At 70.0% G+C, this 21,587-nt stretch carries 22 protein-coding genes and 2 tRNA genes; 2 read left to right on the top strand and 22 right to left on the bottom strand.

Annotated elements, in window-relative coordinates; genetic code table 11:
• Positions 1 to 3: 3 nt before the first annotated feature.
• The 22 genes from WC326_10470 to gap form a co-directional block, all read right to left on the bottom strand.
• On the bottom strand, positions 4 to 930 hold the full coding sequence (locus WC326_10470) for an aminotransferase class IV (GenBank protein MFA7331482.1): 927 nt from the start codon (positions 928 to 930) through the stop codon (positions 4 to 6).
• Complete coding sequence (locus tag WC326_10465; GenBank protein MFA7331481.1) at positions 930 to 1,466, bottom strand: shikimate kinase; 537 nt, start codon at positions 1,464 to 1,466, stop codon at positions 930 to 932. The genes WC326_10470 and WC326_10465 overlap by 1 nt, the downstream gene beginning before the upstream one ends.
• Positions 1,460 to 2,650, bottom strand: coding sequence for a chorismate synthase (aroC, locus tag WC326_10460; GenBank protein ID MFA7331480.1), 1,191 nt, complete (start codon positions 2,648 to 2,650; stop codon positions 1,460 to 1,462). The genes WC326_10465 and aroC overlap by 7 nt, the downstream gene beginning before the upstream one ends.
• Before the next feature lie 198 nt (positions 2,651 to 2,848).
• Entirely contained in the window at positions 2,849 to 3,754 is a 906-nt protein-coding gene (locus tag WC326_10455; GenBank protein MFA7331479.1) for a shikimate dehydrogenase, read from the bottom strand.
• A gap of 39 nt (positions 3,755 to 3,793) precedes the next feature.
• Positions 3,794 to 5,155 (bottom strand): 3-phosphoshikimate 1-carboxyvinyltransferase, encoded by a 1,362-nt coding sequence (gene aroA, locus WC326_10450; protein ID MFA7331478.1) that lies wholly within the window; start codon positions 5,153 to 5,155, stop codon positions 3,794 to 3,796.
• A 31-nt stretch (positions 5,156 to 5,186) separates the two neighbouring features.
• The gene (greA, locus tag WC326_10445; GenBank protein ID MFA7331477.1) at positions 5,187 to 5,669 is read right to left on the bottom strand and encodes a transcription elongation factor GreA; all 483 of its coding nucleotides are present in this window, start codon (positions 5,667 to 5,669) and stop codon (positions 5,187 to 5,189) included.
• A 181-nt stretch (positions 5,670 to 5,850) separates the two neighbouring features.
• Positions 5,851 to 6,213, bottom strand: a complete 363-nt coding sequence (locus WC326_10440; protein MFA7331476.1) for a histidine triad nucleotide-binding protein — start codon at positions 6,211 to 6,213, stop codon at positions 5,851 to 5,853.
• 69 nt (positions 6,214 to 6,282) lie between these two features.
• Positions 6,283 to 6,747 (bottom strand): SoxR reducing system RseC family protein, encoded by a 465-nt coding sequence (locus WC326_10435; GenBank protein MFA7331475.1) that lies wholly within the window; start codon positions 6,745 to 6,747, stop codon positions 6,283 to 6,285.
• A 5-nt stretch (positions 6,748 to 6,752) separates the two neighbouring features.
• Positions 6,753 to 7,613 (bottom strand): RnfABCDGE type electron transport complex subunit B, encoded by an 861-nt coding sequence (locus tag WC326_10430; GenBank protein ID MFA7331474.1) that lies wholly within the window; start codon positions 7,611 to 7,613, stop codon positions 6,753 to 6,755.
• Entirely contained in the window at positions 7,613 to 8,599 is a 987-nt protein-coding gene (locus WC326_10425; protein ID MFA7331473.1) for an FAD:protein FMN transferase, read from the bottom strand. Before WC326_10425 ends, WC326_10430 begins: the two co-directional genes overlap by 1 nt.
• A gap of 3 nt (positions 8,600 to 8,602) precedes the next feature.
• Positions 8,603 to 9,211: a NusG domain II-containing protein gene (locus WC326_10420; protein MFA7331472.1), complete on the bottom strand. Its 609-nt coding sequence runs from the start codon at positions 9,209 to 9,211 to the stop codon at positions 8,603 to 8,605.
• Positions 9,212 to 9,230: 19 nt separating this feature from the next.
• Positions 9,231 to 9,803, bottom strand: coding sequence for an electron transport complex subunit RsxA (gene rsxA, locus WC326_10415; GenBank protein ID MFA7331471.1), 573 nt, complete (start codon positions 9,801 to 9,803; stop codon positions 9,231 to 9,233).
• The gene (locus WC326_10410; GenBank protein MFA7331470.1) at positions 9,803 to 10,501 is read right to left on the bottom strand and encodes an electron transport complex subunit E; all 699 of its coding nucleotides are present in this window, start codon (positions 10,499 to 10,501) and stop codon (positions 9,803 to 9,805) included. The genes rsxA and WC326_10410 overlap by 1 nt, the downstream gene beginning before the upstream one ends.
• Positions 10,498 to 11,133, bottom strand: a complete 636-nt coding sequence (locus tag WC326_10405; protein MFA7331469.1) for an FMN-binding protein — start codon at positions 11,131 to 11,133, stop codon at positions 10,498 to 10,500. The genes WC326_10410 and WC326_10405 overlap by 4 nt, the downstream gene beginning before the upstream one ends.
• On the bottom strand, positions 11,130 to 12,122 hold the full coding sequence (locus WC326_10400) for an RnfABCDGE type electron transport complex subunit D (protein ID MFA7331468.1): 993 nt from the start codon (positions 12,120 to 12,122) through the stop codon (positions 11,130 to 11,132). Before WC326_10400 ends, WC326_10405 begins: the two co-directional genes overlap by 4 nt.
• Positions 12,119 to 13,492, bottom strand: coding sequence for an electron transport complex subunit RsxC (rsxC, locus tag WC326_10395; GenBank protein MFA7331467.1), 1,374 nt, complete (start codon positions 13,490 to 13,492; stop codon positions 12,119 to 12,121). Before rsxC ends, WC326_10400 begins: the two co-directional genes overlap by 4 nt.
• Positions 13,493 to 13,773: 281 nt before the next feature.
• Positions 13,774 to 14,805, bottom strand: coding sequence for a tetratricopeptide repeat protein (locus tag WC326_10390; GenBank protein MFA7331466.1), 1,032 nt, complete (start codon positions 14,803 to 14,805; stop codon positions 13,774 to 13,776).
• Between the two features lie 68 nt (positions 14,806 to 14,873).
• Positions 14,874 to 14,957 (bottom strand) — tRNA-Leu (locus WC326_10385).
• Between the two features lie 13 nt (positions 14,958 to 14,970).
• A complete protein-coding gene (gene secG, locus WC326_10380) occupies positions 14,971 to 15,312 on the bottom strand; it encodes a preprotein translocase subunit SecG (protein MFA7331465.1) in 342 nt (113 codons plus the stop codon).
• Positions 15,313 to 15,335: 23 nt separating this feature from the next.
• Positions 15,336 to 16,103: a triose-phosphate isomerase gene (gene tpiA / locus WC326_10375; protein MFA7331464.1), complete on the bottom strand. Its 768-nt coding sequence runs from the start codon at positions 16,101 to 16,103 to the stop codon at positions 15,336 to 15,338.
• Positions 16,104 to 16,170: 67 nt separating this feature from the next.
• The gene (locus WC326_10370; GenBank protein ID MFA7331463.1) at positions 16,171 to 17,367 is read right to left on the bottom strand and encodes a phosphoglycerate kinase; all 1,197 of its coding nucleotides are present in this window, start codon (positions 17,365 to 17,367) and stop codon (positions 16,171 to 16,173) included.
• A 69-nt stretch (positions 17,368 to 17,436) separates the two neighbouring features.
• The gene (gene gap / locus WC326_10365) at positions 17,437 to 18,438 is read right to left on the bottom strand and encodes a type I glyceraldehyde-3-phosphate dehydrogenase (protein ID MFA7331462.1); all 1,002 of its coding nucleotides are present in this window, start codon (positions 18,436 to 18,438) and stop codon (positions 17,437 to 17,439) included.
• 143 nt (positions 18,439 to 18,581) lie between these two features.
• On the opposite strand from gap, the gene WC326_10360 reads away from it, so the two are divergent.
• Together WC326_10360 and WC326_10355 are read left to right on the top strand one after the other, a co-directional pair.
• Positions 18,582 to 18,655 (top strand) — tRNA-Val (locus WC326_10360).
• A gap of 180 nt (positions 18,656 to 18,835) precedes the next feature.
• A complete protein-coding gene (locus WC326_10355; protein MFA7331461.1) occupies positions 18,836 to 21,547 on the top strand; it encodes a putative LPS assembly protein LptD in 2,712 nt (903 codons plus the stop codon).
• The last annotated feature ends 40 nt before the right edge of the window (positions 21,548 to 21,587 follow it).

Raw genomic sequence — 21,587 nt, 5'->3', positions numbered from 1 at the left:
TTCCTAGGGCAGCAGCGGGGCGATGTCCCGGAGGATCTGATCCTCCAGGGCGGCCATCACGCGGCGCGTCAGCGGCCCGGGCACGTCGTCGAAGTCCCGGGCCCCGATGCGGGTCAGCGGCCGCACGCCCACCACGCTGTTGGTCAGAAAGGCCTCCTCCGCCCGCTCCAGATCCTCGACCTTGAGCACGTCGGCCCGCACGGGCAGCCGCCCGTTGGCCAGCACGCGCCCGCGGATGATCCCCGGCAGAATCCCCAGCTCGCGCGGCGGCGTGACCACCCGCCCTTCCAGCACCAGGAACAGATTGCTCACCGTGCCTTCCAGCAGGCGGTCCTGCTCGTCGGCCACCAGCACCTCGCGGTCGTCCGGCTGATGGGGATGGAGCCAGAGGTGGCTCTCCACCGAGCCCCCGGGGTCCCAGTGGCGGAACAGACGGTAGAAGAGCCGGTTGCCCGTCTTGTGGCGCGCCAGCGGATCCAGGTGGCGGTTGTTGACCCGGGCCAGGCCGGCGGCGCAGGGCGCGCGGTCCTCCAGCCCGGCCACCTGGATCAGCACGTGTTCGGGTGGCGCCTGCTCCGCGCTGACCGGCACCAGGTCGTGGTCCGCCTGCAGCTCCTGGCTGGAGCCCGGCAGGCCGTGGCCGCGGAAAAGCGTGATGCGCAGTCGGCCGTGCTCCAGCAGGTTGCCGGTGAGCAGGTTGTCGATGGCCACGCGCATGCGCCCTTCCTTGAGACGCGTGGCGTAGCCCAGGGCCGCGGCGCTGAAGTTCAGCCGCTCCAGGTGCGCGCCCAGGAAGACGGGCACGGTCTCCACCACGGGCAACGTCTCGAAGAGGCTGTCGCCGTAGAGCAGGGCCGGGCTGAGGGCGCTGACCGTCACCTCACTCTGGCGCCGGATGCGAAAATCGAGCATGCAGTAGCGGATGCTCATCAGCGGCCACCCCTCACGGTTTGCTCCTCACCCAGCGCGTCCAGCAGCCGGTCCAGCTGCCGGGGCAGATCCTCGCCGGCCGGCAGCTCCACCCGCCGTCCCGCCTGGAGGTAGAAATCCCGGCGGTGGACCCAGAGTTCGCGCAGCGCCGACGCGCGCCGCTCCTCCGGCAGGGCGGTCACCAGGGGCCGCTGTCGATCCCCCTGGAGGCGGGCCAGCAGCAGGTCCAGCGGCGGGTCCAGGAAGAGGACCGGACCGGCGGCGCGCAGTTCCTCCACGCCGCCCGGCTGACAGGGCAGGCCGCCGCCCACGGCCAGCACGCCGGAGAATTCGCGGACCTGCTCGTGCCAGGCGCTGCGTTCCAGGCGGCGGAAGCCCTCCTCTCCTTCTTGTTCGAAGAGCCAGGCTAGGCTCCGGCCCGCGCGGGCCTCCACGCACGCGTCCAGGTCACGGAAGGGCTGGTTCAGGCAGAGGGCCATTAGGGGCCCCAGGGTGGACTTTCCGCAGGCCATGAAGCCCACCAGCGTGATCAGCATGTGCCCGGTCCGAGGATGCGCTCCCAGCGCTCGTCGCGGCGGGCGTAGCGGTGCTGGGTTTCCTCCCACGTGTCCGCGCCGAAGGTCTCCAGCACGGCTCGGGCCAGCTCCCAGGCCAGGACGTGCTCGGCCACCACCGCCAGGGCGGGCAGGGCGCAGACGTCGCTGCGCTCGCGGTGGGCCGAACAGGCTTCGAGGCTGGTCAGGTTGACGCTGGGCAGCGGGCGACGCAACGTGGACAGGGGTTTCATGGCCAGGCGCAGCCAGAGGGTCTCCCCCGTGCTCATCCCGCCATCCAAACCGCCGTGCCGGTTACCCTGCCGGGAAAGCGGCGGCGTCCCGGCCGCGGGCCGCAGGGGATCCAGCGCCGCCTGCCCACCCAGGGCGGACTGGGCGAAGGCATCCCCCAGTTCCAGGCCCTTCACCGCGGGCAGGCTGAGCAGGGCCGCGCCTAGTCGGCCGTCCAGCCGGCGCTCCCAGTGCACGTGGCTGCCCAGGCCGGCCGGCAGGCCCGTCGCGCGCAGCTCCACCACTCCGCCCAGGGTGTCGCCCGCCGCGTGGGCGGCATCGATGACGCGGATCATCTCCGCCTCCGCGTCGGGGTCCAGGCAGCGCACCGGGCTGGCGTCCGCCCGGCGGACCAGCTCGCGCGGATCCTCCTCGAACCCGGGCCGCGCCCCAGCCACCACTCCGCCCAGCGCGTGCACGAAGCCCGCCACGCAGATGCCCATGGGCTCCAACAGCTGGAGGGCCACGGCGCCGGCCAGGACGCGGTTGACAGTCTCGCGCGCGCTGGCCCGCTCCAGCACGTTACGCAGGTCGCGGTGGCCGTACTTCAGCGCGCCGGGCAGGTCGGCGTGCCCGGGTCGGGGCACCCGCACCTCCACGCCGGCGCCCGGGCCGTCCACGGGTTCGGCCTGCATGGCCTGGGCCCAGTTGGCGTGGTCGCGGTTGCGCACCAGCAGGTGCAGGGGGCTGCCCAAGGTCAGGCCGTGCCGCAGGCCGGCCAGGATCTCCACCTGATCCTGCTCGATGGCCATCCGGCCACCCCGGCCGTGGCCCTGCTGGCGGCGGTGCAGCTCATGATCGATGCGGGCCGCGCCCAGCGGCAGACCGGCGGGAAGTCCTTCCAGGATGATGCCCATGGCGGGACCGTGGGATTCGCCGGCGGAAAGCCACTTCATGAAGCTTGCCTGTTTTCTGATTTGGCGGGATTCCCTCCCACCACCCCCCACCCACCCGGGGCACGCCAGGCAGGCTCAAAAGATCCCGTATGAAGCACCGGTTCCGCGCCGAACAGGAAACACAGTCTGAAACCCCGGGCACTCGGGGCCGAGGGTCGCACGTGCGAATCGCGGCCGTCCAGATCCTTGGGCATGAACTCAAGCATGCGCAGCGTCCGGGCGCGGCGCGCCGGCCGGATCCAATTCCAACTCCCGCCAGAGCACGTCTTCGGCAAAGGGCCGGCCCGTCCAGGCCTCGAAGGCCCGCCGGGCCTGGGCCGTCAGCATCTCCAGGCCCTCCACCACCCCGGCGCCGCGTTCCCGGGCCGCGCGCACAAACGGCGTCGCGCGCGGTTGGTAGACCAGGTCGTAGCAGGTGGAGTCCGGCTGGATCCACTCCACCGGGCAGGGCAATTCGTCCGGAAACAGACCCGCCGTGCCCAGCGGCGTGGCGTTCACCAGCAGGTCGGCCCTCCCGGGCAGCGAATCCTCCCAGCCCAGGGCGTGCCAGCGGCGCGGCTCCAGCCCGAATTCGTCCACCAGCAGTTGGGCGGCTTCCCGTCGCCGGCCGCGCACCCAGACTTCCTCCACGAAGGGCATGGAGGCCAGCACGTGCAGCACGGCCCGCGCGGCCCCGCCCGTGCCCACCACCAGCACGCGCCGGAAGGCCAGCCGGCGCCGGGCCAGCGGACGCAGGAAGCCCTCGGCGTCGCTGTTCTCGCCGATCCAGCCCTCGTCCGCCCGCAGCAGCAGGTTGACCCCGCCGATGGAGATGGCGTCCGGGCTCTGACCCAGCAGGTGGTCGCCCACCCGGGTCTTCCAGGGCATGGTGACGGAGAAGCCCTGCCAGCGCTCCTGGTGCAGGCGGCGCAGCGCGCCGGGGAGTTCCGACGCTTCAGCCAGTTCCACCAGTTCGAACTGCAGCTCCACTCCGGCCAGCTCGGCGGCACGGCGGTGCAGGAAGGGCGAGAGGCTTCCCTGCAGCCGGCGCCCGATCAGGCCCACGCGGAGCGGGCCTCGCAGCTGCGTCGGGGGGGAGACCGGACGGGGAAAGTACTCGGGCATGAGGGCGATCCTCCAACGCGGGACCGGCCCGCCAGGGATTCAATCCAGCAGGGTTCGCAGATCCTCGAGAAAGGCGGGATGGCTGACGGCGGCGGACTCCAGTCCCAGGATCTCGCTCTCGCCGTCGGCGGCCAGCGCCAGCACGGCGGCGGCCATGGCCAGCCGATGATCCCCGCGCGCGTCGTACCGGGCCGCGCGGATGACCGCGGGCGCCTCCAGCCGGAAGCCGTCGGCGCGCTCCTCCACCTGGCCGCCGAAAGCCCGCAGCAGCTCCACCAGCCCGTGCAGGCGGTCGCTCTCCTTCAGGCGCAGTTCGGCCGCGTCGGAGACGTCGAAGGGCGTGTCCGAGCGCATGGCGGCCACGGCCAGGGCGGGAATCTCGTCGATCAGGCGCGGCAGACGGCGGCCGGAGAGCGGCCGGGCGCTCAGGGGCAGACCGGCCCGCACGCGCAGGTTGGCCACGGGTTCGGCGATGGGGCACTGCTCGCCGGGGTTGCAGCCCTCCAGCCCGCAGAAAGTGGGGCCGCAGAAGCCTTCGCCGGGGATCTCCTCCAGCTCCAGCAAAGCGCCCCACTCCTGCAACTCATCCAGGTAGTCGCGCCGGAAGGGGTTGACCAGCAACTCGGGCAGGACCAGTTCGCCCTCGTCCAGCAGCAGCGTGGCCACCACGTAGAACGCGGCCGTGCTGGGATCCGCGGGCAGACGGATGTCGCTCCAGGGCTGGCGCGGCAGGTCCCGCCCGCTGACGATCCACTCGCGCACGATGCCCGCGCGCCCCTGGCTGGCGAAGTCCACCACCTCGGAATTCAAGCCCAGCAGCCGCTCCGTGTGGTCCCGGCAGGGCAGGGATTCGCGCACCCGGGTTTCGCCGGAGGCCAGCAGGCCGGCCAGCAGGACGGCGCTCTTCAGTTGGGCACTGGGCACGGGCAAGTCGAAGCGGATTCCCTCCAGGCGGGCGCCGCGCACGCGCAGCGGCAGACCGTCGCCCGCCAGGTCGATCCGGGCGCCCATGCGCCGCAGCGGTTCGGCCACCCGGGCCATGGGCCGGCGCGCGAGGGATTCGTCGCCGCGCAGCTCCACGTCCAGGCTGCTGCCGGCCAAGAGGCCCAGTAACAGGCGCGCCGTGGTTCCGCTGTTGCCGCAGTCGATGGCGGAGGTGGGCTGGCGCCAGCCCTCCAGCCCGGGGCTGTCCAGCCAGACCCGGCCGTCCGCGCGGGAGACGCCCACACCCAGAGCCGCCACGGCGTCCAGGCTGGCACGGATGTCCAGGCTCTCCGGCAGGTTCAACAGGCCGCTGCGCCCCTCCACCAGGGCGGCGCGCAGGATGTGGCGATGACTGAGGGATTTGTCGCCCGGCAGGTGCAGGCTGCCCTGCAGGCGTCGGGCAGGCGAGATGAGCATGGGTCCTTTCCGGGACCGGCCGCGTCGCGGCTCAGGCGTCCCCGAAGTACTTGTCGATCTTCAGCACCTGGTAGCGCTTGACGCCGGCGGGGACCTCAATCTCGGCCACCTCGCCGATCTTCTTGCCGATCAATCCCTTGGCAATTGGGCTCCCCACGGAGATCCGGCCGCTGGCAAAGTCCATCTGCTCGGGCTCCACCAGCTTGAAGATCACCTCGCGCTTGAGGTTCAAGTCCATCAGCGTGACTTCGGTGAAGGCGCGCACGCTGGAGGCGTCGATCTCGTCCTCGTCCACGATGCGACAGTCGGCCAGCCGCTCCTCCAGCTTGGCCACTTTGTACATCAGCATGCTGAGTTCCTCGCGCGCGGCGTGATACTCAGCATTCTCGGACAAGTCCCCCAGGTCGCGCGCGGCGGAAATGCGGTCGCGGATGGCCAGCTGCTCCACTTCCCGCATGTTCTTCAGCTCCCCCTGGAGCCTCAGATAGGATTTGCGCGTGATGACCTGACTCACCGGCCTCTCCTTGTGCATGAAAAAGTGGCGCCGGCGGCGCCACTTGTGCGGGTCTCTTCGCCCGGGCAGGGAAGCACCCGGGGCCGGGAGGCCATCCGCCTGCCGACGGCGGGAAAGATAGGACAAGAATGTTGCCCTGCCAAGCCTGATCCGCCCGTCCGGAACCCCGCGGCTCCGGCCGTCAGGCAGGCTGGACCATGCGCCCCAGCGGGCGTCCGCCGAAGATGTGGACGTGCAAGTGGGGCACTTCCTGGCCGCCGTCCCGGCCGTGGTTGGCCAGCACGCGGTAGCCGCCCTCCGCCAGCCCCAGCCGCCGCGCGGTCTCGCCCACGGCCCGCAGGAAACCCGCCTGCAGCGCGGGCGGCGCCGCTCGACTGAAGTCCTCCAGGCTGGTGTAGGGACCCTTGGGGATCACCAGCACGTGGACGGGCGCCTGGGGATGCAGATCGTGGAAGGCCAGGGCGAAATCGTCCTCGTAGACAGCGCGGCAGGGGATCTCGCCCCGCAGGATGCGGGCGAAGACGTTGTCGGAATCGTAAGCCATCTCTCCTCCGGGCTTTGGGCCTGCAACTTGCGCAGGGAGAGGCGTCGGCGCAAGTCCCTAGCGGCGGATTCAGGGCAGGAGGCGCGCGCCCAGCCACTCCTCCTCGGGGCGGCGGCGGCTGCGCCGCGCGAGCAGAGCATAGGGCAGCGCGGCCCCGAGCAGACCGGCCAGAAATGCCAAGAGTTCGCGGGCCGGCCAGCCGGCGCCGAGCCACCAGCCCAGTCCGACTCCCGCGCAGAGGCCGAGCAGCGGCAACCCATAGGCCCAGGTGCTGGCCACGAGCAGGCGCGAGCCCTCCACAGCCAGACGGACCTGGCTGCCCACGTCCGGCAGGGGGTCGTCCACGCGCACCCAGAGGCTGCGCCGCTCCGGATCCTCCGGGCGGCAGATCAAGCGGGCGCCGCACTCCTCGCAACCCGGGCCGGCGCTGAGCTGCACGCGGATGCGGGCCGGCGGACCGAGTTCCACCTCCAACACCACGCCTTCTTCCAGCTGGAGCTCGGGCGGCCGGCGCAGGGCCTGGGGGGACTCCATGTGACTCAGGCCGCCGACGCGGCGGATTCCGGTGCCGCCGGCTGCGTCTCGGCCGCCGGCTGGGACTGGGCCGACAACAGGCCGATGGCCCCTGTCCGGCATTTGTCCAGCGGGATCTCCGCCGGATCGACGCGCTCGTAGTCGATGATGGCCAGATTCTCGCGCAGGGTGATGGCTCCGTTGCTTTTACGGGCGCAGATCCCGCAGCCCAGGCAGGCCACGGCGCAGACTTTCTTGGCCGTCTTGGGATCGTCGTGGCTGCGGCAGAAGATGAAGAGGTCGCGGTCTTCGGGGTGCAGTTCCAGCACATCGCGCGGACAGGCGCGCACGCAGGCGCCGCAGCCCGTGCAGAGCTCGTCGATCACCTCGGGCAGTCCTTGGTCGTTCATGATCAGGGCGTCGAACTGGCAGGCCGTCACGCATTCGCCGCCCCCCAGGCAGCCGTAGAGGCAGGCCTTCTCGCCGCCGCCCACCAGGGCCTGGGCGCTGCAGGAGGCGGGCCCCACGTACTCGACCGGCTTGTCCGCCGCCTGACCGTCCCCGCCCCGGCAGTGCACGCGGGCCACCAGCCGCACGCTCTCACCGGGTTCCACGCCCAGCACGCGGGCGATCTCCGCGGCTACCTCGGAGCCACCCACGGGACAACCGGTCAGCGCGGCCTCGCCGGCCACCACCCGGACGGCGAAATCCTGGCAGCCCGCCAGGCCGCAGGCGCCGCAGTTGGCGCCGGGCAATTGCTCGGCCACCAGGGCGATGCGCGGATCCTCCTCCACGCGGAGTTTACGATCCGCCAGCGCCAGGGCGCCGGCGAAGAAGATGCCCAGTCCGCCCATGGTGAACAGGGCGGGAATCAGCGTCGCTTCCATCACTTCCTCCTGACCGGGGCGTCCCAACCCGCGCTGCGGGCGGTCTGGCCCTCGGCATCCACCACCAACACTTCCAGTTCCGGACGGCGCTGGGCCATTGCCAAAGCGCCCGCGGGCCCCATGACGAACAGGGCCGTCGCCCAGATGTCCGCCTCGGCGCAGCTCGGCGCCCGCACCGACACGCTGCGGCACTCGGTTGCGGGCAGGCCCGTGGCCGGCTGCAGCAGGTGATGCCAGCGCCGGCCTTCCGCCTCGAAGGCGCTCTGGTAGTCCCCCGAGGTGGCCACGAACTGGCCCTCGTCCAGGGTCAGGCGGGCCAGCAGGGCCAGGGAATCCCGCGGATCCTGCACGCCCACCCGCCAGCCTTGCCCCAGCACTCCCACTTCGCCGCCGGCATTCACCAGCGCGCGGGTCAGGCCCCGGGCCTTCAGCACCTGCAGGGCCCGGTCCACGGCGTACCCCGCAGCCACGCACCCAAAGGAATACTCGCGCCAATCGCCGCTGACGGGTCGCAGGGCCCGCCGCCGAGCCAGGGAGTCCAGTTCGGTTTGGGACGGTTTGCGCGGCGTGCTTTCAAAGCCCCACAACTCCACCCAGTCGCGGATCCGCAGATCCAGCGCGCCCAGGCTGGCCGCCCCCACCTGCCGGCCCAACTTCAGCAGCTGTGTCACCTCCAGGCTTTCCGCCGCGCTCGCCGGTCCGCCGCCGGGCCGATAGGGCGCCAGCACGCGCTCCACGCGGGCCATCTCGGCAAAGGCCGCGGCCACCGCCGCCTCGCCCGCCGCATCCAGCGGACCGGGCAGGCGGATCTCCATCAGCGTGCCCATCAGGGGCCGGCTGCGGGTGACCAGCACCTCGGGCTTGGGACCCAGCCAAGCGCCCAGCCCCAGTCCCAGCGCGCCGGCCGCCAGGGCCAGCAGGAGATCACGCCGCCAGCGTCGCCAGGGCGAGACCCGCCCGCGAAACGGCGCGCTCACCCGGTACATGGGCTAGGCCTCCAACTCCACCAGCAGGCCCGCCGGTGCGCAAAGCAGGCGCTCGCCCACCCGGCTCACCCGGCCCTGGCGCAGACAGTGCAGATGCCGGCAGCCGGCCTCGGCCACGGACACGCCGCCGTCGGCCACGGCCAGCACCAGCCGCCGCCCCTCCCGGCCGCGCAGCACGTGCTCGCCCGCGCGCTCCAGGTCCAGGCGGGCCAGCAGACCCTCCGGCCCGCGCACCAGGGCCTGGCGCGCCGCCGCGCCCGCGGGCGCCTGCAGGCTCAGCCAGCGGCTGGCCGGGCGACCGGCCCAGGTCCGGCGCAGGTCCAGGGCCGCGGCCGGCCACTGGGCGGGATCCAGCAGGCGTCCGCCCCGCAGCAGCGCCAGGTCGGCATCGCCACTCAGCGGGGCGTCCTGCCAGCGGGCCGACTCCAATTCCAGGCCCAGCCGCGCGGCCAGCTGGCGCAGCGCGTCCTCCTCGCCCTCCGGCACCCGGGCGGCCAGTTCCCAGGGTCCGTCCGGGGCCTGGCCCTTCCATTCAAACCCGCCCCAGAAGCCCAGACCCAAGGCGGCTCCGCCCACCAGCGCGCTTTTCAAAAAGTCACGGCGCGTGCTCATGTCAATCTCCTTGAAAGTCTTAGATCATTCCGGCGAAGCCCATGAAGGCCATCGCCATCGTGGCCGCCACCATTAGTGTGATGCCCGCGCCCTTCAAGCTGTCCGGCACCTCGGCCAGCTCCAGTTCCTCGCGAATCCCGGCCATCAGGCAGAGGGCCAATGTGAAGCCGGCCCCGGCTCCCAGTCCGAAGACCAGGCTCTGCAGGAAGCCGTAGCCGCGCAACTGGATAAACAGGGCCAGGCCCAGAATGGCGCAATTGGTGGTGATCAGCGGCAGGTAGATGCCCAGCGCCCGGTAAAGGGCCGGGCTCATCTTCTTGATCACCATTTCCACGAATTGCACCAACGCGGCGACGATCAGGATGAAGGCCACGGTCTGCAGGTATTCCAGCCCCAGCGGCGCCAGGATATAGGTCTGGACCAGCCAGGTGACCAGGGCGGTCATCACCAGCACGAAGGTGGTGGCCATGCCCATGGAAAAGGCGCTGGACAGGCGGCCGGAGACGCCGATGAAGGGACAGATGCCCAGGAAGTAGCTGAGCACGAAGTTGTTCACCAGGGCGGCGCCCAGGAAGATCAGCAGCAGGTCCATCAGGCCTCCCCTCCCGCCACGCCGGTCGCACCGGCGGAGCTCAGTTTGAGCCGCCGGGTCACCCGGCTCTCCTCCACCAGCGTCTGGCGGGCCTGGCGCTCCCGTTGACTGGAGATCAGGTTGACGGCGCCCAGGATCAGCGCCAGGGTCAGAAAGCCCCCGGCGGGCAGGATCATCACCACCCAGGGTTCCCAGCCCGGCAGGACGACTGCCCCGAAGAGCCGGCCGCTGCCCAGGATCTCGCGCAGCGCGCCCATCAAGGTCAGCGTCAAGGTGAAGCCCACGCCCATGCCCACGGCGTCCAGGATGCTGCGCCAGGGTCCGTTCTTGGAGGCGAAGGCCTCCGCGCGGCCGAGGATGATGCAGTTCACCACGATGAGCGGGATGAAGGCCCCCAGGGATTGGCTGAGCTCGGTGAAGCGGGCCTTCATGGTCAGGTCCACCACTGTGACAAAGGTCGCGATGATCACGATGTAGGCCGCGATGCGCACCTGGCTGGGAATCCAGTTGCGCACCAGCGAGATCATCAGGTTCGAACAGATCAGCACGAAGATCACGGCCAGGCCCATGGCCACGCCGTTCACGGCGGTCACCGTCACGGCCAGGGTGGGACACATGCCCAACAGCTGGCGCAGCGTGGGGTTCTGGTCCCAGAGGCCCTTAAGGATCTCCTGATTCGTGCTCAGTTGGCCTTTCATGCTCCACCTCCCGCGGCGACAGTCGGCTGGGTAGCCGGCAGGGCGTCGCCCAGCCCGGCGCGCAGAGCCTGCACGCTGGCGTTGATGATGCGCACCACGGCCTTGGAACTGATCGTGGCGCCGGTGATGGCCTGGATTTCCTGGGGGGCCGCGGGCGGCGACTTGACCACCTTCAGCTCGGTCTGTCCCAGGACCGGGGCCGGCCGGCCCGCCCGTCCGAAGAACTGGTCCGGAAACAGGCCTTCGCGGATCTTGGTGCCCAGCCCGGGGGTCTCGTTGTCCTTCAGGACTTTCAACCCGACGGTTTGGCTCAGGTCCGGGCTCAGGCCGACGATCAGGCGGATCTTGTCGGCGAAGCCCGTGCCCTCGCCCACCACGGCCCAGCCCAGCACCTGGCCCTGGGCGTCCAGTACCTGATAGGCGTCCAGCTCCGCCGGGGCCCCCGGCGCCAGCTCGGCCAGGGTTTTGGACGAAGCGCCGCCGGGCACCACGTCCATCACGGCGGCCAGCTTGGCGCGGGTCTCGTTTTCCGTGATGATCGGCTGGGCCCAGCCGGAGACCAGGGCCAGGCTGGCCCCCGCCAGCAGGCCCACGGCCAATAGGGTGGCCAGCATGTGCAGGGTGGTTTTCATCGCGGCGCTCCGAAAATGCGCGGCCGGGTCCAGCGATTGAGCAGCGGGACCGTCGAGTTCATGATCAGGATGGAATACATCACGCCCTCGGGCAGGCCGCCGAAGAGGCGGATCAGCACGGTGAGAAAGCCCGCCCCGAACCCGAAGATCCACATGCCGCCGGGAGTCATGGGGCTGGTGGCCAGATCCGTGGCCATGAAGAGCGCGCCCAGCAGGAAGCCGCCCGCCAGCAGGTGGAAGAGCGGATGCGGCCAGAGCACGGGATCGGCCAGCCAAAGGCCGCCGCCCAGGGCCAGGGCGCCCAGGGTCATGGCCAGAGGAATGCGCCAGTTGGCGATCCGCAGGACCAGTAGGACCGCGCCGCCCAATAGCAGGGCCAGGGCGCTGGTCTCGCCCAGGCTGCCCGGGGTGGTGCCCAGGAAGAGAGCTTTCAGGGGCGGGGCCAATTCGGCCGCCGCCAGGCCCGGTTCGCGGAATTTGACCAGGGCCAGGGGCGTGGCCGAACTGACGGTGTCCACGGCCAGGCGGTTGGCCACCCAGGAGGTCATGGCCACCGGGAAGGCCGCCTGGAGAAAGGCCCGTCCCACCAGCGCCGGGTTGAAGATGTTCATGCCCAGCCCGCCGTAGACGGCCTTGCCCAACCCGATGGAGACCACGCCGCCCAGCACGGCCATGGGCAGGGGCAGCCGGGGCGGCAGCACCAGGGCCAGCAGCAGGCCCGTGAGCACGGCGGATCCGTCCCAAAGGGAGAAGGGCTGCTTGCGCCAGCGCTGGATGGCCCATTCGGAGCCGGCGGCGCCCAGGATGGCGGCCGCCACCAGGGCCAGGCTGCGCAGGCCGAAAAAGACCAGACCGGCGCCCAGGGAGGGCAACAGGCAGAGGACGACGGCCCACATCAGGCGCGAAGTGGTCCAATAACTGTGGAGATGGGGCGAGGTGACCAGGGTCAGTGGGATCCGGCCGCCTGCTCCGGGAGTGGCGTCGCTCATGAGGCGCTCCGGCTTAAGTGGCGGACCTGCTGCTTGCCCAGCCGCAGCCACTGCACCAGCGGCAGGCCGGCGGGGCAGGCGAAGGCGCAGGTGCCGCATTCCATGCAGACCTCGATTCCCTGCTCGCGGGCCTCCTCGGCTCGGCCCAGTTCGCCCAGGCGGGCCAGGCGGCTGGGCATCAGGTGGACGGGGCAGGCTTCCACGCAGCGGGCACAGCGCAGGCAGTGGCCGACCTCGCCCTGGGGGCCCAATTCGGCCGCCGTCAGGGCCAGGATCCCCGAGCAGGCCTTGGTCACGGGTGCTGCAAGATCGTGCTGGGCCACGCCCATCATGGGGCCGCCCACGATCACGCGCACGGCCCCTGCCGTCAGGCCACCACAGTGCTCCAGCACCTCGGCGACAGGCGTGCCTACGGGCACGCGCAGGTTGGCCGGCCGGGCGACGCCGCGTCCACTGACCGTCAGGATGGCGTCCGTCTGCACGCGACCGTCCACTACGGCGTCAAGCACGGCCAGGGCCGTGCCCACGTTCTGCACCACGGCGCCCACGTTCAGGGGCAGGCCGCCGGGCGGCACCTGACGTCCCGTGGCCGCCTCCACCAGCATTTTCTCCGCCCCTTGCGGATACTTGGTCTGAAGGGGCAGCAGGCGGATCCGGGGCCCGTCCCCGGCGGCGCGCAGGGCCTGTTCCAGCGCCTCGACCGCCCGGGGTTTGTTGTCCTCCACGCCGATCACCACTTGGTCGACGCCCAGCACGCGGGCCAGCAGCCGGGCGCCGTCCAGCACGCGGGCCGGCTCCTCGAGCATCAGGCGGTAGTCGCGGGTGAGAAAGGGTTCGCATTCGCAGCCGTTGAGGATCAGCAGTTCCACCGTGGAACCGTCCGGCGGCAGCAGCTTGACCGCGGTGGGAAAGGCGGCGCCGCCCTGGCCGACGATGCCGGCCTCGCGCACGCGCTCCAGCACGGATTCGATGCTGGCCGTGCGCGGATCCAGAGGTTCCAGTCGAAGCGGCTGCGCCAATTCGGCCGCCGCGGCCTCGTCCGGCGGCAGGCCCGGCTTGAGAACGATCAGCGTACCCGGAAAACCGTTGGCTGTGCCGCCCGACTCCACGGCCTGCACGAACCCGGCCCGGGGGGCCCGCACCACGGCGCTGACCGCCGAGGGCGCATCCGCTAGGAGTTCTCCCTCGCGGACCCAGGCGCCTTTGGTCACCCGCGGCACGGCGGGCCGGCCGATATGTTGCTGCACGGGCAGCAGCAGCAGGGGCGGATCCGGCATGACGGCCAGCGGCAACTCCTGAGTGAGCGACTTGTGGTCCGCTGGATGCACGCCACCTGCGAAGCTTTTATTTCCAAACCTGAACCTAGCCATTCTGCCTCCCGGTTGGGGACTCAAGACAAGCGCGAAAGTTAAAATATTGGCAGGTAGCCTTACAACGAATCGGAGAGGAAGTCGATCCTCTCGGAGCCAGTATTTTTCCGTTTGCTCAACAACGGACCACCATCCTGCGGTTCGGCAGATTGGCCTTGTTCATTCTTATGAGAAGGTGATCCGAGATGGCTGCAGGTGGTCGTTGCGGGATTTCAGGATCGGCGGGGCATGAAAAAGGCGCCCTCGGGGGCGCCTGGAACATGCGGCTTGAAGCTGACCGGCTAGTTGCCCTGGTCCTTTTTGATGGCGTCGATCTCGTAGTTGGCACTCTGGCGCCACTCGAGGAAGCCGGCCGCCTCCTGGAAGGCCTTCAGCGCGGCCGGGGTCTGGCCCTTTTTGGAGTAGGCCACGCCCTTTTCGAAGTGGGCCCCGCCCTGGACGTAGCTCTTGTTCTGCTTGAGCTTGCCGATGTTGGCCAGACAGGCGTCGGAGGCGGCCAGGGCCTTGTCGTATTGGGCGCACTGGTTGGCCGCCGCGGCCTGCTGGAAGTACACCTCGGAGATGTCCTTGTTGGCCTTGTCCTTCAAGGCCTGCTCCACGGCGCTCAGGGCCTTGTTGCAGTCGTGGGATTCCACGCAGGCCTGGGCCAGGACGACCCACCCGCGGGAGAAGCCCGGTTCCACATTGACCGCCTGCTCCAGGGCCGGAATGGCCAGCTCGAAGTTCTTCTGCTCCAGGAAGATCTTGCCCTTCTCGAACCAGGGCTTGGCTTCCTTGGGGTGCTTGGCGATCATGGCATCCAGCACGTCCGCGGCGTCCTTGGTGCGCTTCATCTCACCGGCCAGCAGACGCGCCTTCTCCAGCAGGGCCCGCGTGTCGTTGGGCTCCAGGCGGGCTGCCTTGTCCAGCGCGGCCAGGGCCGCCGGATAGTTGCCCAGCTTCTTCTCGCTCAAACCCAGCATGTACTGCGCTTTGGGATTGTCCGGACACGTCTTCAGGGCCGCCAGGGCCTGGGTCCGGGCAGTGGCGTAGTCTTTTTCCTTGAACGCCGTGTTGCAGGCGTTGATGGCGCTCTTGCAGGCCACGTCCTGGTCATTCTCGCTCTGGACCTTGGACTTGAGCTGCTTGTACTCCGCCACGGCGGCGTCGTACTTCTTCTTGAGCGCGTCATACTCCTCCGGGCTGCCCGCCACGCCCATCTCCTGGGTGATCTTCTCGATTTCCTTTTTCTTCGCATCCAGATCGGGGGTCTGGGCCCACACCGATCCGGCGACGAAGAAGGACAGCAGCGCGATCATCATGTACCGTGCCATGGTTGGCTCCGCTTGCTTGAGGAATCAGATCCGTTCTTACGAAAAGGCCCTGTCGGCGACAGGGCCCATGCCCGAGGCCGGACTTGAACCGGCACGACCGTGAGGTCACCACCCCCTCAAGATGGCGTGTCTGCCAATTTCACCACTCGGGCTAGTTGCAGGCGTCTACTTGCCTTCGGCGTCTCCGGTTCCCGGAGTCTCCGGCGGCAGCACAGGAATGCTGGGATTGAAGCCGCTGGCCGCGTTCTGTTGCTGCAGGACGCCGGAGGTCACCGACTGGGCTTCTCCCGTGCCGCGACCCGAAAGCAGGGTGGCTAGCAGGCACAGGAACATGAAACCGGCCACCAGATAGATGGTGACCTTGTGCAGGAGCGTGGCCGCCTGACGCGTGGACAGCATGGCCTCGCCGCCGCCGCCGAAGGTTGCGGACAGACCACCACCCTTGGAAGCCTGCATCAGAATGACCACCATCAGCAGCATGGCCACCAGAATGGTCACCAGCAGCACGAAAATGTACACGTTCGACCCCGCTATTTGACCACGCCTTCGCCCGCGAGGACGATGGCGCTGAATTCATCCGCCTTCAAGCTGGCGCCCCCCACCAGGGCGCCGTCGATGTCCGGTTGCTCCAGCAATTGGCGCGCGTTGTCCGGCTTGACCGAACCGCCGTAGAGGATCTGGCGCGTGGCCGCGACCTCCGGCCCCAGCAGGCCGCCGACGATCCGCCGCACCACGGCGTGGGCCTCCTGGGCCTGGGCGGGAGTGGCCACCACGCCTGTGCCGATGGCCCAGACGGGCTCGTAGGCCAGCGTCAGGGTGCCGGCCGCCGCCGGACTGAGGCCGGCCAACCCGGCTTCCAACTGGCGCGCCAGCACAGTTTCCAACCGGCCCGCCTGCCGCTCCTCCAGGGTTTCGCCGATGCACAACACCGGCCGCAACCCGGCCTCCAAGGCGGCGTGCAGCTTGCGATGGGTCCAGGCATCGGAGTCGCCAAACAACTGGCGGCGCTCGCTGTGGCCGATGAGCACCCAACTCCCGCCCGCGCTGCGGATCATCTCGCCGGAGACTTCGCCCGTGTAAGCGCCGCTGCGCATGTCATGCAGGTTCTGGGCGCCCAGGTGGAGATCCGAATCGCTTAAGATCTCCGCCACGGCGGTCAAGGCCGTGAAGGGCGGGCAGACCAGCACGTCCACGCGATGCGCACCCAACAACTTGACCTTGAGCTGGCGCGCCAGCCCCACGGCCTCGTGGTTGAGCATGTGCATTTTCCAGTTGCCGGCGATGAGCAGCTTGCGCATGGAAGTCCTGTTCTGACGAAAGCGCCAAGTGTAACGCTTGATCACTTGGAAAGCAAGAAAACGGCTGTCAGCACGGGCTCAGGGCGGCTACGCCGGGCAATTCCCGCCCTTCCAGCAGCTCCAGGCTCGCCCCGCCGCCGGTGGAGATGTGCGAGAAGTTTTCCTCCAGCCCGAAGGCCTGGACGGCCGCCGCGCTGTCCCCGCCGCCCACCACCGTGATCCCGCCCCGGGCCGTCACCTCGCCCAGGGCTTCCGCCAGGTCGCGCGTGCCATGGGCGAAATCCGCGATCTCGAACACGCCCATGGGCCCGTTCCAGAGCACGGTTCCGGCCGTGGCCAGACGCTGGCGGATGGCCTGTTCGCTGGCCGGCCCGATGTCCACGCCGATGCCGTCCGCCGGCAGGGAGTCCGCCGGGTGGACGCCCAGGGGCGAACCGGCCTCGACAGCCTGCGCCACGCGCACGTCCACGGGCAGGAGCAGCTCCACGCCCCGGGCGCGGTAGTCGGCGAGGATCCGACCAGCCAGTTCGACCTTGTCGGCCTCCAGCAGGCTGCGCCCGATCTCCAGGCCCAGGGCCTTGTAGAAGGTGAAGATCATCCCGCCGCCCACGATGACGCAGTCCACCTTGTCCAGCAGGCGGGTGAGCACGTCGATCTTGCCCGAGACCTTGGCCCCGCCCAGCACGGCCACGAAGGGTCGGGCCGGCTGGTCCAACTCGTCGTGCAGGAAGCGCAGCTCGCGCTCCATCAGCAGGCCGGCCGCCCCGCCGCCCAGGGCCAGGGGCACGCCCGCCGTGCTGGCGTGGGCGCGATGGGCCGTGCCGAAGGCGTCATTGACGTAGAGTTCGCCCAGCCGCGCCAGCCGCGCCACGAAGCCGGGCTCGTTCTGCTCTTCTCCCGGGTGGAAGCGCAGGTTCTCCAGCAGCAGGACCTCGCCGTCCGCAAGACCCTTGGCCAGGGCCAGGGTCGCCTCGGAGTCGCAGTCGGGCGCCAGGACCACCGGGCGCTCCAGCAGCCGGGCCAGCTCGGCCTGGACGGGCTTGAGGCTGTACTTCTCCTCCGGGCCGCCCTTGGGCCGGCCCAGGTGGCTCATCAGGATCAGCCGCGCCCCGCCGTCCAGTAGCAGGCGGATGGTGGGCAGGGCCGCGCGGATGCGCAGGTTGTCGCTCACCTGGCGCTGGGCGTCCAGCGGGACATTGAAATCCACGCGACACAGGACGCGCTTGCCGCGCACGGCCAGTTCGCGCACACTCAACCGGGCCATGGAACCTCCGGGAGAAGGGATGGGGGCGCCGCACCCGCGCGGCCGGCGCCCGTCGCCGCAGGTCTGGGTCTAGAGCGAGGCCATCCGGCGGACCAGGTCCACCACGCGACAGCTGTAACCCCACTCGTTGTCGTACCAGGAGACCACCTTGATGAAGTCGCCCTCGATCACGGTGGTCAGCTTGGCGTCGAAGATGCTGCTGTGGGGATTGCCCACGATGTCCGTGCTGACGATGGGATCCTCGGTGTACTCGAGCACGCCCTTGAGCGGGCCGTCCGCCGCGGCCTTCATGGCGGCGTTGATCTCGGCCACGCTGGCGCTGCGGGCCAGGCGGCAGCTCAGGTCCACCACGGAGCCGTCCGCCACGGGCACGCGCATGGCGAAGCCGTCCAGCTTGCCGGCCAGGGCCGGGATCACCTTGCCCACAGCGCGGGCCGCGCCCGTGGTGGTGGGGATGATGTTGACCGCCGCGCTGCGGGCGCGCCGCAGGTCCTTGTGCGGCAGGTCCAGGATGCGCTGGTCGTTGGTGTAGGCGTGGACCGTGGTCATCAGGCCGTGCAGGATGCCGAAGGAATCGTGCAGGACCTTGGCCACCGGGGCCAGGCAGTTGGTGGTGCAGGAGGCGTTGGAGACCTTGCGGTCCGTGGCCTTCAGCTGGTCGTCGTTGACGCCCATCACCACGATGTTGTCGATGGCGTCCTTGGGCGGAACCGTCAGCACCACGCGCTCGGCGCCGCCGGCCAGGTGCTTGTCCAGGTCCGCGCTGGTGGTGAAGACGCCGGAGGCCTCGACCACGATGGTGGCGCCCAGGGACTTCCAGGGAATCTGCGCCGGATCCTTGTGGGCCGAGACCGGAATGCGCCGGCCGTTGACCACGATGGCCTCGCCGTCCACCTGCACGTCGCCCTGGAAGCGGCCGTGGGTGGAGTCGTACTTGAGCAGGTGGGCCAGCACGGCCGCGCTGGTCAGGTCGTTGATGCCGACGACTTCGATCCCGCCCGTGGCCAGGGCCCGGCGAAACACCAGGCGACCGATGCGCCCGAATCCGTTGATGCCGATGCGAATGGACATGTTGTCACCCCGATTGCTGACTGCCCCGATGAATGCGGATGGGCGGGCGTGGACCCGCCGCCGGATCCAAGGTAACAAGCCCTGTCCATCCGCGCGGGCCCTTGACTGGCTGGTTCAGGGGTGGTATGTTTGGGGCCTTTCACGGGCGATTAGCTCAGTTGGTTAGAGCGCTGGTCTCACATACCAGAGGTCGCAGGTTCGAGCCCCGCATCGCCCATCCGTCCGCCGCGCGCGGACTTCCAGCCGCGGAAACGCGGCTTTTTCATGCACGGCGGAACCGGGTCGCCGGTCCGTCCAAGCCTGCCCAAGCGGGAGCACGAATGCCGGGCCGCAGCACGCCCCTGATCCAGCCGCCGGCGATGGACGCAGCCGGGCCCCGCGCCCGCCGGGCGCCGGCATGCTGAGCCGCGGCGGAGCAGGCCTGCTGCTGCTGGGCAGCCTGGCGCCGGCCCTGGCCTTGGCGGCCCCCTCGCGCGGAGCCAGTTTCAATCCCCAGGACTACCTGACGGGCAGCGGCTACACAACCAAGCTCGACTCGGTGGTGACCTACACGGCGGACAGCCTGTTCATGGATGCCCGTAGCCGGCGCACGCACCTCTCCGGCGCCTCCACGCTGAACTTCCTCAACATGAAGCTCGACAGCCCGGAGATCCTGGTGGACTGGGAGCACGACCAGGTGGAAGCCTGGTCGCCCGCGGCCTTGGCGGAGGCGGATTCCTGCGGCGGCGCCCTGCACCTGGGCGCCGGCCAGAGCCTGCAGGCCTCCGAGCCTGGCCGGGGTGGCGGACGCGCCGCACCCGAAGCGCCCGCCGACAGCACGGCCGCGCCGCCCCTCCCCTGGCCCGTGTTCAGCGACGGGGCCCAGACCATGTACGGGCGCCACATGTCGCTCAACATCCAGACGCGCCAGGGCTTCATCCGGGACGGACGGGCGGCGGAGGCCCCCAGCCTCTACGGCGGCACGCGGATCAAGCGCGTGGCCGACCAGGAGCTGCACGTGGCGGACGCCGTCTTCACCACCTGCGACGAAGGCTGTCCGCACTACCACTTCCAGGCCCGGCAGCTGAAGATGCTGCTCAAGGACAAGGTCTTCGCCCGGGACGTGACCCTGCACTTCGGGTTGGTGCCCACGCTCTACTCCCCCGTGGCCCTGTTCAGCCTGAAGCGCGGGCGCTCCAGCGGCCTGATCCTGCCCTCCTACGGCCAGACCGCCCAGCAGGGCCGCAAACTGGATCACCTGGGCTGGTACTGGGCCGCGGCGGACACCTGGGACACCCAGGTGCGCGTGAGCTACGCGGAGAACGGGCCGGACTGGCTGTTCGAGAACACCACGCGCTACAAGTGGAACGCCCAGGAGAAGGGCCAGCTCTCCGGCAGCTACAACATCACCCAGACCTCGCTGCGGGAAGGCTGGGACCTGCGCTGGAACCACGACCAGGCCCTGACGCCCTACGTCTCCTTCCGCTCCAACGTCAAGCTGGCCTCGAGCAAGCAGTACTACGAGGACAACAGCGACAACCTGGAGACCCGGCTCTCCCAAAGCCTGTCCAGCAGCCTCAACCTCTCCGGCCGCTTTCCCGAGTCCGGCGTGACCTGGACGCTCAACGGCTCGGGGACCCAGAACCTGGAGTCGGGACTGACCACGGGCAGCCTGCCCACGCTGGACCTGAGTTTCCCCACCTGGTCGCCCCTGCGCTTCCTGGCTCCCCTCGCCGTGGCGGCGGGGAGCGGTTCCCAGGCGGGCCGCGGCCTGCGCGAGTGGCTGGGCGGCTCGACGCTCAAACTGGCCAGCCGGGCCGAGAGTCGCTACAGCATGGACAAGCTGCACTGGATGGACGCCGAAAACACGCGCGGGGCCCGGCACTCCGTCAGTTTCTCGGTGCCCGGCAAGGTGGGCGTGTTCTCCCTGACCCCCAACGTCAGCGCCGCCTCGGTCTGGGTGGACGAGACCAGCGAGCTGGTGCGCCGCGCCGACGGCAGCCTGGACACCGTGCAGGTGGCGGGCTTCGCGGCCCGTCAGACCTTCTCCACCACGCTGGCCGGCTCCACCCAGCTCTACGGCAGCCTCTACCCGCGCATCGGGCGGCTGGAGGCCCTGCGCCACGTGCTGAGCCCCAGCCTGAGCGCCAGTTGGACGCCGGACTTCTCCGACTCCCGCTGGGGCTACGTGCAGTCCGCGCGCCAGGGCGACAGCCTGGACGTGCGGCTGGACCGCTTCCGCGGCGCCATCTACGGCGGCACGCCAAGCCGCGAGAGCCTGCTGCTCAACATGTCGCTGGGCCAGCTCTGGCAGAGCAAGTGGAGTGCGCCCCGCACCCCGGCGGACAGCCTGCTGGCGGACGCCGAATCCGGCGGCTCGGCCCCGGCGGCCAGCGGCGCGCCCAGCATCAAGACCGACCTGCTGCGCCTCAGCAGCACCACGAGCTACGATTTCAAGGCCGACAGCTTGCGGCTGGGCGACCTCCACAGCAACTGGGCCCTGGATCCGCTCCAGGTGGGCAACTGGCGGCTGGGGCCGATCAGCAGCCTCAACATGCAGCTGAGCACCGTGCATTCGCCCTACCAGGTGGTGGACTCCACCGGCCGGCGGCTGGCCCGCTACACGTGGCAGGACGGGCCGCGGGGTCGCCGGCTGCCCTGGCTCTCCAGCACCAGCGTCACGGTCTCCACGCGCCTGGCGGGCGGCAGCGGCGGCGGCAGCATCCAGCCGGCCGAAGTCTTTGACGACGAGGACACGGACCGCTTCGCGCCGCGCTTTGGCAGCGCCGACCTGAGCATCCCCTGGAGCCTGACCAGCACCTGGAGCTGGAGCCTCAACCGCAGCATCCCCGACCGGCCGTCCAAGCAGAGTCACGTGGACCTGCGCGGCTCGCTCAACCTGAGCCGCCACTGGAAGCTCTCCAGCGGCGTGCACTACGACCTGGTGGCCCGCTCCTTCTCCAGCCAGTCCATCAACATCTATCGCGACATGCACTGCTGGGAGGGCTACTTCCAGTGGAACCCGCGCTCGGACTCCTACCACCTGCTGATCCACGTGAAGAGCGATTTCCTGGAAGACCTCAAGTGGGACAAGCGCAAGGGCCGCTCGGGCTCGTATTCCTCGTTCTGACCAGACGCGCCCTGAGACAAGGCGGGACGACGCTCCGCGG

This window comes from Candidatus Delongbacteria bacterium, from assembly GCA_041675285.1.
Taxonomy (GTDB): Bacteria; CAIWAD01; CAIWAD01; order CAIWAD01; family CAIWAD01; genus CAIWAD01.
Note: the sequence above shows the minus strand (reverse complement) of the source record. Positions and strands in the feature narration are given on the sequence as shown.